General features: G+C 34.6%; 16 protein-coding genes and 1 tRNA gene. 15 read left to right on the top strand and 2 right to left on the bottom strand.

Annotated elements, in window-relative coordinates:
* Positions 1-20: 20 nt before the first annotated feature.
* Positions 21-2936, bottom strand: coding sequence for an FAD-binding and (Fe-S)-binding domain-containing protein (locus C8C87_RS08455; protein ID WP_121342290.1), 2916 nt, complete (start codon positions 2934-2936; stop codon positions 21-23).
* Between the two features lie 247 nt (positions 2937-3183).
* Between C8C87_RS08455 and C8C87_RS08460 the strand changes: the two genes are divergently transcribed.
* From C8C87_RS08460 to C8C87_RS08520, 13 genes are all read left to right on the top strand, one after another.
* A complete protein-coding gene (locus C8C87_RS08460; protein WP_121342291.1) occupies positions 3184-4716 on the top strand; it encodes a glycoside hydrolase family 10 protein in 1533 nt (510 codons plus the stop codon).
* Positions 4717-4743: 27 nt separating this feature from the next.
* A complete protein-coding gene (locus tag C8C87_RS08465) occupies positions 4744-6015 on the top strand; it encodes an MFS transporter (protein ID WP_121342292.1) in 1272 nt (423 codons plus the stop codon).
* Positions 6016-6040: 25 nt separating this feature from the next.
* Positions 6041-7651 (top strand): glycoside hydrolase family 3 protein, encoded by a 1611-nt coding sequence (locus tag C8C87_RS08470; RefSeq protein WP_121342293.1) that lies wholly within the window; start codon positions 6041-6043, stop codon positions 7649-7651.
* A gap of 141 nt (positions 7652-7792) precedes the next feature.
* Complete coding sequence (locus C8C87_RS08475; protein WP_121342294.1) at positions 7793-8431, top strand: peroxiredoxin; 639 nt, start codon at positions 7793-7795, stop codon at positions 8429-8431.
* Positions 8432-8517: 86 nt separating this feature from the next.
* Positions 8518-8826, top strand: a complete 309-nt coding sequence (locus tag C8C87_RS08480; RefSeq protein WP_121342295.1) for a co-chaperone YbbN — start codon at positions 8518-8520, stop codon at positions 8824-8826.
* Positions 8827-8977: 151 nt separating this feature from the next.
* A complete protein-coding gene (locus tag C8C87_RS08485) occupies positions 8978-9235 on the top strand; it encodes a hypothetical protein (protein ID WP_091172168.1) in 258 nt (85 codons plus the stop codon).
* A gap of 177 nt (positions 9236-9412) precedes the next feature.
* The gene (tpx, locus tag C8C87_RS08490) at positions 9413-9910 is read left to right on the top strand and encodes a thiol peroxidase (RefSeq protein WP_099715179.1); all 498 of its coding nucleotides are present in this window, start codon (positions 9413-9415) and stop codon (positions 9908-9910) included.
* Between the two features lie 10 nt (positions 9911-9920).
* Positions 9921-10295, top strand: coding sequence for a diacylglycerol kinase family protein (locus C8C87_RS08495; protein ID WP_099715178.1), 375 nt, complete (start codon positions 9921-9923; stop codon positions 10293-10295).
* Positions 10296-10313: 18 nt separating this feature from the next.
* Positions 10314-12761, top strand: coding sequence for a DNA translocase FtsK (locus C8C87_RS08500; RefSeq protein ID WP_121342296.1), 2448 nt, complete (start codon positions 10314-10316; stop codon positions 12759-12761).
* 4 nt (positions 12762-12765) lie between these two features.
* Entirely contained in the window at positions 12766-13455 is a 690-nt protein-coding gene (locus tag C8C87_RS08505) for an outer membrane lipoprotein carrier protein LolA (protein ID WP_099716312.1), read from the top strand.
* Between the two features lie 8 nt (positions 13456-13463).
* Entirely contained in the window at positions 13464-14897 is a 1434-nt protein-coding gene (locus C8C87_RS08510) for an LptF/LptG family permease (RefSeq protein ID WP_121342297.1), read from the top strand.
* A gap of 8 nt (positions 14898-14905) precedes the next feature.
* Entirely contained in the window at positions 14906-16039 is a 1134-nt protein-coding gene (ribB, locus tag C8C87_RS08515) for a 3,4-dihydroxy-2-butanone-4-phosphate synthase (protein WP_099715175.1), read from the top strand.
* 167 nt (positions 16040-16206) lie between these two features.
* Positions 16207-16294 (top strand) — tRNA-Ser (locus tag C8C87_RS08520).
* Between the two features lie 320 nt (positions 16295-16614).
* On the opposite strand, the gene C8C87_RS08525 is transcribed toward C8C87_RS08520, so the two are convergent.
* On the bottom strand, positions 16615-17526 hold the full coding sequence (locus C8C87_RS08525) for an AraC family transcriptional regulator (protein ID WP_121342298.1): 912 nt from the start codon (positions 17524-17526) through the stop codon (positions 16615-16617).
* A 196-nt stretch (positions 17527-17722) separates the two neighbouring features.
* Here C8C87_RS08525 and C8C87_RS08530 point away from each other — a divergent pair, with 196 nt between their 5' ends.
* Positions 17723-18574 carry an aldo/keto reductase gene (locus C8C87_RS08530; RefSeq protein WP_121342299.1) on the top strand — a complete coding sequence of 284 codons (852 nt, stop codon included), beginning with the start codon at positions 17723-17725 and terminating at the stop codon, positions 18572-18574.
* 10 nt (positions 18575-18584) lie between these two features.
* Positions 18585-19736 carry an aldo/keto reductase gene (locus tag C8C87_RS08535; protein ID WP_121342300.1) on the top strand — a complete coding sequence of 384 codons (1152 nt, stop codon included), beginning with the start codon at positions 18585-18587 and terminating at the stop codon, positions 19734-19736.
* The last annotated feature ends 9 nt before the right edge of the window (positions 19737-19745 follow it).

Below are 19745 nucleotides of genomic sequence, written 5' to 3' on the forward strand. Positions count from 1 at the left end.
AACGTATTCTGATTTGCTGATTATTTCAAACAACTTCTTAAAATTGTCACCGGATGCAATGCTTTTCTGCTAGTTCCGTCAAAAATCTGGTGGCGACAACTGGTTCCCGCCGCAGCAATAGTTGTTGTTGAGTCTGTTGTTCTAATTTTTGGAAACAATGTATCTTCACCCATTTGCATGCTGATTTCATAATGTTCTTTTTCATATCCAAAAGAACCTGCCATACCACAACAACCCGAATTATAAATGGTAACCGAACTGTTTTTTGGTACATTCAACATCGCAAAAGTCGCTTCAATCGTACTCAATGACTTTTGATGACAGTGTCCGTGAATTTTTATTGTTTTCGCCTCCTCAGAAAATTGCTCTGCATGAATTTTACCTGAAGTAATCTCATTTTTGAAAAACTCTTCAATCGTAAATACGTTTTTGGCTAATTTTTCAGCACCCTCTTTATCGTCAGCCAATCGAACATATTCGTCTCTAAAGGTTAATATCGCTGAAGGTTCAATTCCTATCAACGGACAATCAGCAGTAATATAATTCGAAAAAATGCCAACGTTTATATTCGCAATTGCTTTTGCTTCTTCGAGAAAACCTTTAGAAATAAACGCTCTTCCGCTTTCTTCATGATCCACCAGAATCACTTCATATCCTAATATTGTCAATAACTCGTACGCATCGATTCCAACCGAAACATCATAGAAATTAGTGAATTCATCACAAAACAAACATACTTTTCCGTTTACAAAAGAATCACTTGGCGCCTGATTCCAATTTTTCTCATACCATTTCCTAAAAGTTTGTGGAGCCAAAAACGGCACTTCTCTTTTTGGTGCAATTCCCATGCTTTTTTTTACCAAAGGCAAATTCACCATAAAATTAGTGAACCTTGGAGTGATACTTCCCAGTCCATTCAGTTTCGCATTAAAAGCAAAAACTTTATTTCGCCATGAAAATCCATTTGCTTTTTGATATTGATACAAAAACTCCGATTTTAAAGCTGCCACATCCACATTACTGGGACATTCGCTCGCGCACGCTTTACAACTTACGCACAAGTCAAATACTTTATATAATTCTTCGTGGTCGAATTTATTATCTTTTTCTGAATGCGTCAGGTATTCTCTCAACGCATTGGCTCTGGCACGAGTCGTATCTTTTTCATTTCGGGTAGCGCGGTAACTTGGACACAAAGTCCCACCGGCCGAAGGTAATTTTCTGCAATCACCGGAACCATTGCATTTTTCCGCGGCACGCAAAATCCCCAAACTATCAGAGAAATCCTGAATCGTTTGTATATCCGGTTCCACTCTGCCCGCTTCCACCCTAAGATTTTCATCCATTTTGAAAGCGTTCACAATTTTCCCCACATTCAAAATGGTATTCGGATCAAAAGCATGTTTGATTCTTTTCAACAATTCATAATTTTGGTCTCCAATCATAAAAGGCAAAAACTCACCTCTAACAATTCCGTCACCATGTTCCCCACTCAATGAACCTCTGTATTTTTTTACCAAAATAGCCACTTCGGTTGCAATGTTTCTAAATTGGTGCAATCCTTCTTTTGTTTTCAAATTTAAAACTGGTCGCAAATGAATTTCTCCAGCACCGGCATGAGCATAATAAATAGCACTCTGCCCGTGACGCTCCATCATCGCTGAGAATTCGGCAATATAATTGGGCAAATCACTCAACTCAACAGCGGTATCTTCAATGGAATCGGCCGCTTTATCATCGCCGACAATACTTCCTAAAAGTCCAAGACCAGCTTTTCGCAACTCATTTATTTTATCAATATCAGCTCCGTAAATTTTTGGCAAAGCATACCCAAAATTATTTCTTTCCAAATCGGCGATCAAATCATTCGCTTGTCTTTCGGCATCTTCCATACTAATATGCGAAGCTACTTCGAGCATGATAACCGCTTTTGGTTCGCCTTGAATAAAAAATCTGTTTTTGGCTTGCTCTCTGTTGGTTTTGGTACAATCCAATATCGTGTCATCCATCATTTCACACGTATACAAATGATGTTTCATCGCAGTAACTACAGCTTCTAAACTTTCCTGAATGGTATGAAAATGAGCCACTACCATAACATTATTTGTTGGTGGCAAATCGTCCACTTTCAATGTAATTTCTGTAGTAAACGCTAAAGTTCCTTCGCTTCCGCAAAGAAGTTTCCCTAAATTTATGGTATTTTCTGTTCCTCCAAAAAGTTCTGATTTCAATAATAAATCAATTGCGTAACCGGTATTTCTTCTATGAATTTCAGGTTTTGGAAATTCCTTTATAATCTCTTTTTGGTTTTCTGTATTCGAAAGTTCCTCATAAATGGTTTTATAAATTGAACTTTCAAGCGTGTTCCCTTTTGTTTTTTCAATGAATTCCGCCGAAGTCATTTCTTTAAATACTACCGAAGTTCCATCACTCAAAACCGCTTTAATTTCCACTATTTTATCTCGGGTAACCCCATAGCGTATCGACGTAGTTCCCGATGAATTATTCCCTACCATTCCTCCAAGCATACATCGATTTGAAGTTGAAGTATTGGGTCCAAAAAACAATCCGTGTTCTTTTAAATATAAATTCAGTTCATCCCGAATCACTCCCGGCTGTACAGTGACCGTTTTTTTTGCTGTATCAAAAGCGACAATCTTGGTAAAATGTTTCGAAACATCTACAATTATTCCATTCCCTACTGTTTGACCTGCCAAGGAAGTTCCAGCAGTTCTGGGCGTAATTGAAATTTTATTTTTTGCTGCAAAGCGAATAATTTTAACAATATCTTCCTCTGATTTTGGAATCGCTACCGCAACTGGCATAATCCGATACGCAGAAGCATCTGTGGCATACAATGTTTTATGGAGATCATCATATAAAAGAGTTGCTTCTAATGATTCAGATAATTGCTGTAATTGAGGCGTGATTGACATTTAGTGGAGTAAATTGCTATTATTTTCACAAATATAAATATATACCTTATTATAAGTTAAAAAATCAAATAAGAAAAATTCAAAATATTCAAATCCTTTTATGGTTTGTCAGAAAGTGCATTCAAACGGATTTAGAAAAAATTGGCAAAGAAATTGCGCTGTTAAAATAAGTCAAATTTTAAAACCATTTTAACTGGTAAATTTCACTAAAAAAACTATTTTTGAATACTTTATAAACAAGACTCTAATGAAAAATTACAAGCACACCCTTTTGCTTATTTCGTTCCTTTTACTTTCTTTTTGGAATGGTAACGCACAAGCAATGGCAACAAATCCAAAAAATGAATTTAGAGCCGTTTGGATTGCTACCGTGGTAAATATTGACTGGCCAAAAACCAGTACTGATAATGTAGCCAAACAAAAAGCAGATTATATTGAGATTTTAGACACGTATAAAAAACTAAATTATAATGCTGTAATTGTTCAGATTCGAAGTGTCGGTGATGCTTTTTATCCAACAAAATTAGCGCCTTGGTCCCGTTTTTTGACTGGAAAAGAAGGACAAGCTCCAAAACCCTATTTTGACACATTGGCTTGGATGATTGCTGAAACTCATGCCCGTGGATTTGAATTTCATGCTTGGTTAAATCCATATCGTGCTACAATGGATTACAATACCGCACTATTAAGTCCGGAACATGACTATTTCAAACATTCGGACTGGATGATTAAATACGGTGGAAAATATTATTACAATCCCGCATTACCAGAAGTTCAAAAACATTTATTGACCGTTGTGGAAGAAGTAGTTCAAAATTATGACATTGATGCCATACATTTTGACGACTATTTTTATCCGTACAGAATAAAAGGAGAAGTATTTAATGATACCGATTCTTTCAAAAAATATGGAAACGGAATGAGTATAGAGGATTGGAGACGTTCGAATGTAAATACTTTTGTGAAAGATGTTTCAGTTTCTATTAAAAACATCAAACCTTGGGTACAATTTGGTATCAGCCCGTTTGGAGTTTGGAGAAATAAATCTGTGGATCCAAAAGGTTCAGAAACAGAGGCCGGACAAACTAATTACGATGATTTATTCGCTGATCCGTTGGCTTGGATGGAAAACAAATGGATTGATTACCTTGTTCCTCAATTGTACTGGAGCATGGATCATCCAAAAGCTTCTTATTCAAAATTATTGCGTTGGTGGTCAGAAAATTCAACAAATACCGCAATCTACATTGGAAACGGAACGTATAAAATCAACACGGATTCTGATAAAAGATGGAATAATCCAAATGAAATTCCGAATCAAATAGACATCACCAGATCTTACAAGAACATTCAGGGAAATGCTTTTTTTAGTGCCAAATCGTTTTTGAATAAAAATCAAAGCGTGACTAAATTACTAACAGAAAACCAATACAAATATCCTGCTCTTCCTACTGTGGTTCCTAGTTCTGTGAAAAAAATGGCTATCGTACCCACAGCGAATAACATTTTGATAGATCCTATTTCATCAAGATTCAATGTTACGTATCCTTTGTACAGTAAAGTGCGTTATGTTATGGTTTATGGTGCCAAATTCAATTCAAAAATTGATGTCAACGATCCAAGCCAAATTCTTGATAAAATAGCATTCAAAGACAATGTTGATACTGTGGAAATTGTGATTCCAACATACAAATTAGACAAAAACACAACCTGCGCGATTACATTCATTGATTTTTATGGTAATGAAAGTGACCCAACTTTAGTGAACTTTACGCTATAAAATTTAATCGAATATAATACGCTAAAAATGAAAACAGACAATAGACCTTGGTATTGGATTCCCGTTTTAAACTTTGCTTCCGGATTGCCTTATGCCATTATTATTTCGGTATCGGTGATTATGTATAAAAACCTCGGAATCAACAATGAGGATATTGGAATTTATACCAGTTTACTGTATTTACCTTGGGTAATTAAACCGTTGTGGAGTCCGTTTATTGATCTTTATTCTACTAAGAGAAAGTGGTTTTTAGGTATGCAATTGCTCATTTCACTAGCTTTTTTGATTGTAGGTTTAACGATTCCTTTGAATAATTTTTTCGTTATCAGTTTAGCCGTTTTTTGGGTTGCCGCATTTGCATCTGCCTCTAATGATGTGGCGAGTGATGGCTTTTATATGTTGGCTTTAGAAAAAGACCAACAATCCTTTTTCCTAGGCATTAGAAGTACTTTTTACAGACTTTCCATGCTTACCGGAAATGGATTAATCGTGGTTATTGCCGGTTATTTGGAACAAGAATATGGTGATAAACAAAAAGCTTGGTCGTATACGATGGTAGTTGTAGGATTAATTATGACAGTAATTACCATTTATAATTATTTTTCGACTCCAAAAATTGAAGCAAAAATCTCAGAAACAAAAACAGAATCAGTTCCAAATAAGAGTTTCGGAGCTGTTTTTGCAACTTTTTTTCAAAAGAAACAAATTGGTTTAGTTTTGGCTTTCATTCTGTTATTCAGATTAGGGGAATCACAACTGTTAAAAATGCTGACTCCTTTTTTAATAGACCCAATAACTGCAGGCGGAATGGGTTTAACCACACAAGATGTTGGTGTAATTTATGGGACTTTTGGTGTGATTTCGCTTACTATTGGAGGAATTTTAGGAGGCATTGTTATTTCTAGAGATGGATTAGGAAAATGGATGTTACCCATGATTTTAGCGATGCACTTACCCATAATTGGATTCATTTTATTGTCACATTTTCACCCTGGTTCCGTTTTCTATATTTATGCAACGGTAATCGCGGAACAATTCGGCTATGGATTTGGTTTTGCCGCTTTCATGATGTATTTAATTTATGTGGCCGATGGAGAATCAAAAACGTCCCACTACTCCATTGCAACCGGATTTATGGCATTAGGGATGATGCTTCCGGGAATGATAAGCGGTTATATTCAGGAATATTTGGGGTATGGAAATTTCTTTATTTGGGTGTTTTTGGCAACCATACCGGGATTAATTTTATCACGATTTTTGATTTTTCCAGCCGATTTTGGAAAGAAATCAGATATTTAATTTTACCATTTAAAGTTGTTTCAGAATGACATTAGAACATAAAATAGGACAATTTTTCTTTCCAGCCGTTTTCATTAATGATACCGAGGAAAATATTCAGGCTACTGAACGATTAATTAGAGATTATAATATAGGTGGATTGACTTTTTTTCATAGCCGAGCCAGTGCCGCAACGAATTATGAAACCAAGAAAAAAGTAGTCCTGAATGATGATAGTTTTCAACGTTTAAAGGAACTCATTATCAGGTACCAGAATTGCGCTACAACTCCGTTATTAATGAGTATCGATGCCGAATGGGGATTAGCCATGCGCGTCGAAAAAACACCTCAATATCCATATGCAATTACTCTTGGCGCTTTGCCTGAAAGTGAAAAACATTTGGTTTACGAAGTAGGGAAACAAATAGGTTTAGACTTAAAATCCGTTGGGATTCATTATAATTTAGCGCCATTGGCGGACATCAATAACAACCCGAATAATCCGGTAATTGGGTACCGTTCTTTTGGTCAAAACAAAGAAAAAGTAGCTGATTTTGCGCTGGAATATCTTAGAGGAATGAATGATGTCGGGATTTTAGGATGCCTCAAACATTTTCCAGGACACGGAAATACTAATGTCGATTCACATTTAGGATTACCGGTTTTAAAAGAAACATTGGAAGAATTACTAGCCAATGAACTAGTTCCATTTATAAAAGGAATCGAGAATCATGTCGATTCAATTATGATTGGTCATTTAGCCGTTCCAGCTTTGAACGAAGGAAAAGATACTTCGGCGACGTTATCAAAATCCGTGATCGAAACGCTTTTGCGCAAGCAATTAGGCTATGATGGATTAGTGATTTCGGATGCGTTGAACATGCACAGCGTTTCTAAATTATACGATCAAAAAGGGCTATTGGAATGGGAAGCTTTCAATGCCGGAAATGATGTGTTATGCTTTGCCGAAAATGTTCCCGAAGGAATTCAGGAAATCCTAAAAAACGCAACTCCAGGGCGAATTGAAGCCAGTTTTCAACGCATTTGGAAATGCAAACAAAAAGCAGGAATTACAGATGGAAAACTAAGTTTGCCAAACCTTTCAGAAAAAGATTTTGATTTTGAAACCACTTCGAAATTAAACCTGAAAATTGCTCAAAACTCCATTACAAAAATAAAAGATAATCACAATACCGTGATCGTTTTTGATGCTAAAAACAGAGAAGATTTCGCCAAAATCAGCATTTATAAAAGTACCGACACTGTGTTTTTTAAAAGCTTGACAAACGCTTTGCCTTCCCCAGAATTTAGTTATGAAACTGGAGGTGAATCCGTTTTGAAGGAATTAGAAACAAATTTAAATAGATTTGACACACTAGTCATTTCTTTATTTGTTCCAAAGGCAAAACCTTTAAATAATTTTGACATTGAAGACTCCGTACTTCAATTTTTAGGCAACTTATTCACCACCAAAAAATGTGTTTTATATGTTTTTGGGAATCCGTATGCATTACAAATAATTCCAAATCTAGAACATGCTTTGGGAATTATAGAAATGTATCAAGATTTTGCAGAATTTCAAGAAGCCGCTGCAGAGCAACTTTTGGAAAACACAAAATGCAAAGGAACTCTTCCTGTGGAGGTTAACTTCCTATAATTAATACCTTAAATCTTTCGAAAATAACAGTATAGTAATTCCCTATTTTGAAATAAATATTTATAATCAACTGCTATTCCTATTTACTTTTAGTATAACTACTTTTGCACCATCAAAAAAATAACTAAAAAAGTAAATAAAATGTCATTAGTAGGTAAAAAATTTCCAAGTATTGCAGTAGACGCTATCTCTGAAATGGGTGATAATTTAAAAATCAACATTTTCGAAGAAGCTGTAAATAACAACAAAAAAGTACTTTTGTTTTGGTACCCAAAAGATTTTACATTCGTTTGCCCAACTGAATTACATGCTTTTCAAGCAGCTTTACCAGAATTTGAGCAAAGAAACACAATTGTAATAGGTGCTTCTTGTGATACTAATGAAGTGCATTTTGCATGGTTAAATACTGCAAAAAACAATGGTGGAATTGAAGGTGTTACTTACCCAATTCTTGCTGACACAAACAGAAACTTATCTAATATTTTAGGAATCCTTGATGTTGAATCAACTAGCTACAGCGAAGATACTGATTCTATCATTATTGAAGGTTCTAATGTAACGTACAGAGCAACTTACCTTATTGATGAAACTGGAAAAATTTTCCACGAAAGTGTAAACGATATGCCATTAGGTCGTAATGTAAATGAATATTTACGTATGGTTGATGCATACACACACATTCAAGAAAAAGGAGAAGTTTGTCCTGCAAACTGGGAAGCTGGAAAAGAAGCAATGAGTGCTGACAGAAAAAGCACTGCTGAATACTTAAGTTTAAACTAATTCAATAACAATGTCAATTGCAATACCAAATTTCAATTAAAACATTGAATATTGCTATTGCAATTGCATTTTGAAATTCAATAAATATGTTAATCGAATTAACCGAAGATACGTTACAGGATTTAATTGCAAAAGACGAGAAAGTAGTCGTTCAATTTTCGGCATCATGGTGCGGAAATTGCCGAATTATGAAGCCAAAATTCAAAAAATTAGCTTCAGAAAACGAAGCAATCACTTTTGCCCTTGTTGATGCTGAAAATTTTCCAGAATCCAGAAAATTAGCGAATGTGAGTAATTTACCAACTTTTGCCACTTTTGTAAATGGTAAATTGGTAAACGAAACACAAACCAATAAACAAGAAATACTAATTGAATTAGTAAACGAAATAGTTTAATCATTTCTTAGTTTAAAGTTTAAAGTTGCCTGACTTTATAAATAAGTTTAATGCTAAACTTACAGAGTATACTGCAACAGCAGCTCAAAAACCTTAAAACTTTAAAAACTTTAAAAACTTTAAAAACATTAAACTTTAAACTTTTAAAAATATGAAACTACCCGTAATTAAGCATTTAACGCAGTTTATAGAAGAAAATGATGAAGATTACATCATAGAAACAATCGAAGTTCTGGAAGCAATGACTGAAATTTCGTCATTGAAAGATGAAGAATTAGATGTTATAGGGGAATTAATTTCTAATATGTACGGCGCTTTAGAAGTTAACAAACTGGTAAAAACCGGAACTGATAAAAAAGAAGCTTTAAACACTTTTATGAAACGTGTTCTGGGTTCTATCGACAAATAAAGGAATTTTTAATTCAATATTTCTAAAACGCACTCCGCAACGAGTGCGTTTTTTTATTCAACACATTGGAATCTTGCAGTTGATAATTTGAACCCAAATGGTAAACTTATCACGACATTTGAGGACAAATTCTTAAATAATTTTCATACTTTTGAACCTCATTAAAAAACAAACACTATGGCTTCAATAACATTAGGGGGAAATCCAGTACAGACTTCAGGGGAATTACCAAAAGTAGGAACAAAAATCGCTGATTTTAAATTAGTTAAAACCGATCTTTCATACACTTCACTAGCTGACTTTGCTGGAAAAAAATTAGTTCTAAATATTTTTCCAAGTGTTGATACTGGAACTTGTGCTGCATCAGTTAGAAGATTTAATGAAAGTGCCAGTACTTTAGAGAATACTACTGTTTTATGTATTTCAAGAGATTTACCATTTGCTCAAAAACGTTTTTGTGGTGCGGAAGGACTTGAAAATGTAGTTAACTTATCTGATTTTTCAGAAGGAAGTTTTGGTAAAACAAATGGTTTAGAAATTACTGACGGACCTTTGGCTGGATTACATTCAAGAGTTATTATTGTTGTTGATGAAAACGGAACAATTACACATACGGAACAAGTTGCTGAAATTGCTGATGAACCAAACTACGAAGCTGCATTAGCGGTACTTTAACAGCATCCGAATGGAATTTCAAAAAGATAATACTTTCTTTACCGGGAGATTAAAAAGTGTCACTTATGCTTTTAAGGGTGCCTTAAAATTGATTACCACAGAGCACAGTATTATGGTACAATTTTCAATAGGAATATTGATGACCATTGCCGGGTTTTATTTTGGCATCTCTAAAACGGAATGGCTTTTTCAAACTTTAGCCATTGGTTTGGTGATGAGTATCGAAGGTTTAAATACAGCAATTGAAAAAGTAGCTGATTTTATTCATCCTAATTATCATGAAAGAATTGGATTCATTAAAGATATTGCGGCAGGAGCAGTATTTTTTGCTGCTTTAACAGCGATAGCAATCGGTTTAATCATATATATCCCAATATTACTTTAGATATTATTATAATCAAGAATGGCAAAAATAAAAAAAACAGCACCTTTAGATAAAAAAAACGATGCTAAAGCTGAGGGGAATAATCCATTAAGAATCACCAAACAACACAAAATTGTTTTTGGTTCTCTTTTGGTATTGTTTTCAATAGCTTTATTATTTGCGTTTATTTCCTTTTTCATTTACGGACAACAAGATCAAAGCGCTGTTAGAGAACTAACTAACAGGGCTGAAATAGTTCACAATTGGTTGGGGAAATTTGGCGCATTTTTAGCTGATTTACTTATTTACAGAGGTTTTGGAATTGCTGCATTTATATTTGTACGCTTATTTTTCCTAACTGGAATATACATGGTTCTTGGTATTTCTTTAGGAAAGCTCAAGAATATTTGGTTTTGGGATTTATTCGTGATTATTATTTTATCCGTTTTATTTGGATTTTTTGCCACTTCAGCACCTGAATTAGGCGGAACTGTTGGATATGAATTGAATTTATTTCTGCAGGATTACATCGGAAAAACAGGAACATTATTGATTTTGCTATTCGGACTAATCATCTACATAATTTTCAAAATCAAGCTTTCGCCGGAAAGTATTCAGTCCTTTTTTGATACTACCAAAAAAGAAATGAAGGTGATTCCAATCACTAATCCTCTAAATAATGGCAAAAGTGGTTATAACCTGGAAGAATTTGCTGTTGTTGAAGACGAACTAGATGACATTCATTTAAAAACGAATGGTTCACAATTCGAAATTAACAAAGAAGCATTGAAACCAACTATCAGTAATTCATCGGATATCAACAGAGATCCCGTTGCTAAACCGCTTGCCATGCAAGTTACACCGGTTGCAACTCCAGAAGTTATTTCGAATGCTGACGAATCTTTTGTAATAGAATCGGCTCCGGAAGAAGATATTATAGAAGAAAATCTAGCCTCTCGATTGGTTGCTGATTTTGGATTATTTGATCCAACTTTGGATTTATCCAATTACAAATTCCCTACGATTGATTTATTAAAAGAATATTCGACCGGAGGAATTACCATCAACCAAGAAGAATTAGAAGAAAATAAGAACCGAATTGTTGATACGCTTCGCAATTACAAAATAGAAATTGCACAGATAAAAGCGACCGTTGGACCATCGGTTACGTTATATGAAATTGTACCGGAAGCGGGAATTCGTATTTCAAAAATCAAGAGTCTGGAGGATGATATCGCCTTATCACTTTCCGCATTAGGAATTCGTATCATCGCTCCTATTCCTGGAAAAGGAACGATAGGAATCGAGGTTCCGAATAAGAATCCAACGATGGTTTCGATGAAAAGTGTTATTGGCTCTGCCAAATTTCAGGAAGCTGAAATGGAATTACCAATCGCTCTTGGAAAAACAATTTCGAACGAAACATTTGTCGTGGATTTAGCCAAAATGCCTCACTTATTGATGGCGGGAGCTACCGGACAAGGAAAATCTGTTGGTTTGAATGCTGTTCTGACTTCTCTTTTGTACAAAAAACATCCAGCCGAAGTTAAGTTTGTTTTGGTAGACCCTAAAAAAGTTGAACTAACACTTTTTAATAAAATTGAAAGACATTATTTAGCCAAGCTTCCTGACATGGATGATGCTATTATTACGGATAATGCAAAAGTGGTCAACACATTAAATTCACTTTGTGTGGAAATGGACAACCGTTATTCTTTATTGAAAGATGCGATGGTGCGTAACATCAAAGAATACAACGATAAATTTAAAGCTCGAAAACTGAATCCTGAAAACGGACACCGATTTTTGCCATACATCGTTCTTGTAGTGGATGAGTTTGCCGATTTAATTATGACTGCCGGTAAAGAAGTCGAAGTTCCTATTGCACGTTTGGCACAACTGGCGCGAGCTATTGGAATTCACTTAATTATAGCGACACAGAGACCGTCTGTGAATGTAATTACAGGTTTAATAAAAGCCAATTTTCCTGCGAGAATAGCTTTTAGAGTTACTTCAAAAATTGATTCCCGAACCATTCTAGATACTCAAGGTGCCGATCAATTAATAGGACGTGGTGATATGCTTTATACTAACGGAAATGATGTGGTACGGGTACAATGTGCCTTTATCGACACTCCCGAAGTGGAGAAAATCACTGATTTCATTGGTTCACAAAAAGCATATGCAACAGCTTATTTACTTCCTGAGTTCGTTGGGGAGGAAAGTGGCATTAATCTTGATATGGATATCTCCGATAGAGATACTTTGTTTAGAGAAGCTGCCGAAATCATTGTAAATGCACAACAAGGTTCGGCTTCATTGTTACAAAGAAAACTAAAACTAGGCTACAACAGAGCAGGTCGATTGATTGATCAACTCGAAGCTGCAGGAATTGTAGGCCCTTTTGAAGGAAGTAAAGCACGCAGTGTAAACATTCTGGACATGAGTTCTCTTGATCAATTTTTCAACAATGAACAAAACAACTAATACCATGAAATCAAAAATTCAAGAATCTAAAAAAAACAATACAGAAAATATGGGGAAAAAATTTCTTTTAATTGCAGCATTATTATTTTTTAGTTTCTCAATACAAGCACAAGACAAAAAAGCAAAAGAACTTTTAGATCAAGTTACCGCCAAAGTAAAAAGCTACAATACAATCGTAATCGATTTCAAGTATTCTTTGAATAACGCTAAAGAAAACATCAATCAGGACAGTAAAGGAAATGTAACCATGAAGGGAAATCAATATGTCTTGAATTTCATGGGAGTGACTAAAATTTTTGATGGTAAAAAAACATACACTATTGTTCCGGAAGATGAGGAAATTACTATTTCTAAAGTCAACGAAAAAGACGATAATGCTATTACACCTTCAAAAATGTTAACTTTTTTCAATACGGGTTATAAATACAATATGGATATTTTACAGAACGTAAAAGGCCGAAAAATTCAGTATATAAAATTGGTTCCTACCAATTCTAAAGATCAGAGAAAAGAAGTATTACTAGGGATTGATATCCAAACCAAACACATCTATAACTTAATAGAAGTGGGTAAAAAAGGTACAAAAACAACTTTAACGGTTAATTCTTTCAAAACCAACCAACCTTTGTCAAAAAATCAATTTACATTTGCGGAAAGTAAATATCCAAATTACTACATCAACAAATTAGATTAATCTATTCGGTGAAAATTCTTGACAAATACTTATTAAAAACATTCTTGACTACATTTACTACGGTATTTGTAATCCTATTTTTCATTTTTATACTTCAAACCGTCTGGTTATTCATATCAGAATTGGCTGGAAAAGATTTAGATTTATTAATGATTATTAAATTCCTGGCATTTTCCATGCCTAGAATTGTACCATTGGTATTGCCTCTTTCTATACTATTGGCTTCCATAATGACCTTTGGTAATTTAGCTGAGAATTATGAATTCGCAGCGATGAAATCTTCTGGAATTTCGTTGCAAAGAGCCATGAGAAGTCTGACTGTATTCATCGTTTTATTAAGTATTGTTGCCTTTTTCTTTTCGAATAATGTGATTCCGTATGCTGAATACAAATTCATCAATTTCAGAAAAAACATTGCGCAGGTAAAACCGGCATTGGCTATAGCCGAAGGTCAGTTTAACGATGTGGGTTTTTACAACATTAAGGTAAATAAAAAATCCGGTGAACAAGGCAATATTCTTACTGGTGTGACAATTCACAAAAAATCAAACATTGGTGACGGAAGTAAAACCGTAATTAAAGCAAAAGATGGTGAGTTAATCAGCAGTGAACAATCCAGTATTTTACAATTGGTGCTTAACGACGGATACTACTACGAGGATATTGTTCCTAAAAAGTATGAAGATCGCATTAAAATGCCTTTTGCCAAAAGCTCCTTTAAAAAACACATCATAAACATCGATTTATCTGAATTAAACAAGACCGATGTAACCGATGAAAGTGTGGCAAATACGAACACAATGCTGACTGTTAATGAATTAAAATACACTTTGGATTCATTGAACAAAAACATAAAAAATGACATTATTTCATTTTCTGAAAATAGCAACATGCGAGTTGGTATTCCTTTAAATAAAAAACTGGAAAAAGCACCAAAAAGAAAACCGCTTCCTAAAGATATTTTGTCATTGTATACTTTAGAACAAAAATCGGATATTTTAAAAATAGCGGTCAGTAATCTTGCCAGCACAACCTACTCCATCGATACTACTAAAGCAGAACTAGACAATAAACAAAAAAATATCAATAAACATTTATTGGCTTTTTACGATAAATTTGTAATTGTATTTGCATGTTTTCTAATGTTTTTCATTGGAGCACCATTGGGAGCAATCATCAGAAAAGGTGGTTTAGGACTTCCAATTGTTTTTGCAATTTTAATCTTTATTACATTTCACTTTATAAATACTTTTGGCAAAAGAATAGCACAGGAAAACGGAATGACTCCTTTTATGGGAGCTTGGTTATCCTCTTTTATCCTGACTCCATTAGCGGTTTTATTAACATATAGAGCCACAAACGATATTGGATTAATAAATATGGACGTTATTCTGGCTCCATTCCAAAAAATAATAAAAAAAATACTACCATCACAAAATTAACAACACAAATGGTTACAAATAACATACAACTCAACACAATTGAAGAAGCGATAGAAGATATTCGCCAAGGAAAAATAATCATTGTTGTTGACGATGAGGACCGCGAAAATGAAGGAGATTTTTTGGCTGCAGCCGAAAAAGTGACACCAGAAATGATAAATTTCATGGCAACACACGGTAGAGGATTAATTTGCGCTCCACTGACAGAAAGCCGTTGTAAAGAATTAGGTCTTCATGTAATGGTAAGCAACAATACGGATCCAATGGAAACCGCTTTTACTGTTTCGGTAGATTTAAGAGGCAATGGAGTAACTACAGGAATCTCTGCCGGAGACAGAGCAAAAACTATTTTATCATTAGTTGATTCTAAAACTAAACCACATGATTTAGCACGTCCGGGACATATATTCCCTCTTATTGCAAAACAAGGTGGCGTATTAAGAAGAACTGGACATACCGAAGCCGCTATAGATTTCGCAAGACTAGCTGGATTTAAATCCGCAGGTGTGATTGTAGAAATCATGAACGAAGATGGTTCGATGGCTCGTTTACCACAATTAGTAGAAGTGGCTAAAAAATTCGATTTGAAATTAGTGTCCATCGAAGCATTAGTGGCCTATAGAATGCAACACGATAGTTTGATCGTTAAAAAAGAAGATTTTGACATTGAGACTCGTTTTGGTACTTTTAGACTAAGAGCATACCAACAAACGACTAATAAGCAAATACATATTGCTTTAACTAAAGGAACTTGGAATTTGGGTGAATCGATTTTAACCAGAATCAATTCGTCACAGGTGAATAATGATTTGTTAGGCACATTGACCAATAATGCAGACCAACAACTGGATGATATGTTTCAAGTAATAAACGAAGCCGGAAAAGGTGCAGTTATTTTCATCAATCAGGACATGCAATCCGTAAATTTGTTGAATCGTATCGCCGAACTTAAATCATTACAAGCACAAGGTGAAATGAAAGCTCCTAAAATTGTTATTGACAGCAAAGATTTTGGTATCGGAGCGCAAATATTACATGATATTGACATCTCAAAAATTAGATTAGTATCCAATACTGAAGGAACAAAACGGGTAGGAATGATTGGATATGGGCTAGAAATAACTGAATATGTAAAGTATTAACCCCATTCATTACTATTTTATAAAAATAAGTTTCATCTAAAGTAAAGAAAATGAAACCTTTAAAAATTAGCCCTAAAAATAGATGCTTTTTTTCTAAAAATAGATTTGCATAACCAAAAAAGGTTCTTATATTTGCACTCGCAATCAGATAATGAAAGCGACATACTGGAGAAATGGCAGAGCGGTCGAATGCGGCAGTCTTGAAAACTGTTGACTGTAACAGGTCCGGGGGTTCGAATCCCTCTTTCTCCGCCAGTATAACCCGAAACGAAAGTTTCGGGTTTTTTGTTTGTATCATTCTACTATACAGAATCAACAGAGTTATTCTCTTTCTACACAGTAAAACACTAAAAAAGACTTCTCCCTTTCCTCTCCTCCTTTTCCAAAAGAATTAATTCTGAAATATGCCAATCACACTTAAAAATGCAAGCAAAATAATGGAGTATAAAAAGCGTAACAAGCATATAAAAATAGGATTAAATGCTTGAATAAAAATGTGAGTGAGAAAATGAAAACAGTAAGAAATAATTTTTCTGTTGAAAAGAGTTCCATTGACAAAAGCCGAAAAAATTTAATTAGTTCAAACTTCTGTATTCATTAGGTGTATACCCTACTCGTTGTTTAAACAATCTGGAAAAATGCTGAGGATATTTAAAGCCCAACTGATAAGCGACTTCGTTTACAGTTAAATGGTCTACCAGAATTTTATCTTTTGCAACATCAATTATTTTATTTTGGATGTATTCCTGAGCAGATTTACCGGTTTCCTTTTTTATCAAATCACCAAAATAGTTGGCTGATAAATGTAGTTCATCCGCACAATAAGCAACAGATGGTAATCCGATAGTGTTGGGTTTATCAGTTGTGAAATAACTGTTTAATACCTCTTCAAATTTTTCTAAAATTCCTTTATTAACATTTTCTCTAGTTATAAATTGCCTGTCATAAAACCGTTCACAATAATTTAAAAACAATTCAATATTTGAAGCTATAAGTTTCTTACTATGCTTGTCTACCCCGAGTTGCAATTCTAACTGAATTTTTGAAAAAGAGTCTAAAACAATTTGTCTTTCGCGTTCTGATAAATGCAAGGCTTCGTTGGCATTATAACTGAAAAAATTATAATCATTTATACTTTTAAAAAGAGAAGTGCCATGTATCAAATCAGGATGAAACACTAAGGCATGTCCTTTTGGTTGATATACTTTACCATCCGTTTCTACTTCCATCACTTGCCCTGGCGCAACAAAAACCAATGTGCCTTCCTGGTAGTCATAGTAATTACATCCATATCGCAAATCACCACATTTTATATCTTTCAAAAAGATGCAATAAAAGCCATAATAAATTCTAACAGTCTTCTCTCCTTCCCAAGATCTTTCGTCGGCTTTTGAAAAATCAATAACACTTATTAATGGATGTAAAGTTTCGTTATTGTTAAATACATTATATTCAGTAATGGTATTAAACTTGACTATTTTATTCATACTAATTTTCATTTTATAATACAAATTTAGGTATTTAGAGATAGCAATTATCATATAGTAAGTCCAATAAGTAATATTGGTAGAACAATCAGTAATCCATATACCAACAACCTCATTTTCAGGTCGGAAATTTGCAAAGTACTATAAGTTATCCTAATTGCCAGGAAAATTTATAGTAACTTTAAATTAAAAAATCATGCAAAATATAAAATTAAACAACGGAGTAGAAATGCCAATTTTAGGATTCGGTGTTTTCCAAATTCCGGATGCTACTGAATGTGAAAAAGTAGTATTAGAAGCGATCGATTGTGGTTATCGTTTAATCGATACAGCGGCTTCGTATAGGAATGAAGCTGCCGTAGGTAATGCCATTAAGAAAAGTGGTGTGCTTAGAGAAGAATTGTTTATTACAACAAAAGTATGGGTCCAAGATGCTGGTTATGAAAAAACAAAAGCTGCTTTTCAAAAATCATTAGACCTGTTGCAACTAGACTATCTAGATTTATATCTTATTCATCAACCCTATGGAGATATTTTTGGATCTTGGAGGGCTATGCAAGAATTATATGCTGAAGGTAAAATCAGAGCAATTGGTGTTGCGAATTTTCATCCGGACAGAATGATGGATTTGATTGCTAATAGTGGTTTTACACCTGCTGTTAACCAAATTGAAACACATCCATTTCATCAACAAATTAGTACTCAAGAATTTCTTCAGAATAACAACGTACAAATTCAATCTTGGGGACCCTTTGCAGAAGGAAAAAATAACATATTCCATAATGACTTGTTAATTTCAATTGGCAATAAACATGATAAAAGCATTGCGCAAATTATTCTTCGTTGGTTAATCCAAAGAGGCGTGGTTACTATTCCAAAATCAGTACGAAAAGAAAGAATGAGGGAGAACTTCAACATTTTCGATTTTGAATTATCAGCAGATGATATGCAAATGATTCAGACACTGGACACGAAAGAAAGTTTGTTTTTTGACCACAGAGATCCAGATATGGTAAAATGGTTAAGCGAGTATAAAATAGAATTATAAAAAAATAATTATGAATCGTAGAAATCTTTTAAAAACCGCAGGATTAGCATTGGCTGGAAGTGCTATACTCCCTTTTGATTCATTAGCTCAATCTATAAAATCAGAAGATAATCATTTAAAAAATGACAATTTTCAACCCTTGTCTAACAAGCGAAAACTGGGAGCTTCACTTGAAGTCTCTAGCATTGGTCTCGGGGTTCAAAACATGAGTCGTACGTATCAGACTATAATTCCCTCTCGGCCAGAAATGCTCAACATCATTCGAACAGCCTTTGATAAAGGGGTTACGCTATTTGATGCTGCTGAGGCTTACGGCCCTTTTGAAGTGGAACGAATTCTTGGAGAAGGTGTAGCATCTTTTCGCGACAAAATAGTCATCGAAACGAAATTTGGATGGAATATTGACCAAGAAACAGGCAAGCGATTACCTGGCCTAAACAGCCGCCCTGAACACATCAAAATGGTAGTGGAAGGAATGCTGAAACGTCTTCGTACAGACCGAATTGATTTATTGTATCAACATCGTGTTGATCCGCAAGTGCCAATTGAAGATGTAGTTGGAGCAATTCAGGACTTAATAAAAGAAGGTAAAATATTGCATTACGGATTGTCCGAACCGGGAACTCAAACCGTAAGAAGAGCACATGCGATTCATCCTATTACTGCGATTCAAAACGAATATTCTTTACTATGGCGTGGCCCAGAAAAAGAAATTATTCCACTTTGTGAGGAACTCGGTATTGGTTTCGTCCCATGGAGTCCACTTGGTGTGGGTTTTCTTACTGGAGCCATTGATACCGATACACACTTCGCTCAAGGCGATATTCGAGCTAATGAGACTCGTTTCTCGCCAGAGAATTTACCTAATAACTTGAAAATAGTACATCTATTAAAAAACTGGGGGACACAAAAACAGGCTACTCCTGCCCAAATTTCATTGGCTTGGTTATTGGCACAAAAACCTTGGATTGTTCCAATACCAGGTACTACACAGATGGCCCACATGCTGGAAAATATAGGTGCAGATGATGTAAAATTTACCACAGATGAATTAAAAGAATTCAACAAACAATTGGATGAAATTCCAATTTTGGGTGAACGATTACCTGCCTTTGTTCAAGCTTTTTCTGATGTGGAAGCACCGTCAAAAAAAAATAATTAATTAGAAAAT

The organism is Flavobacterium sp. 120 (genome assembly GCF_003633605.1).
GTDB classification, from domain to species: Bacteria; Bacteroidota; Bacteroidia; order Flavobacteriales; family Flavobacteriaceae; genus Flavobacterium; species Flavobacterium algoritolerans.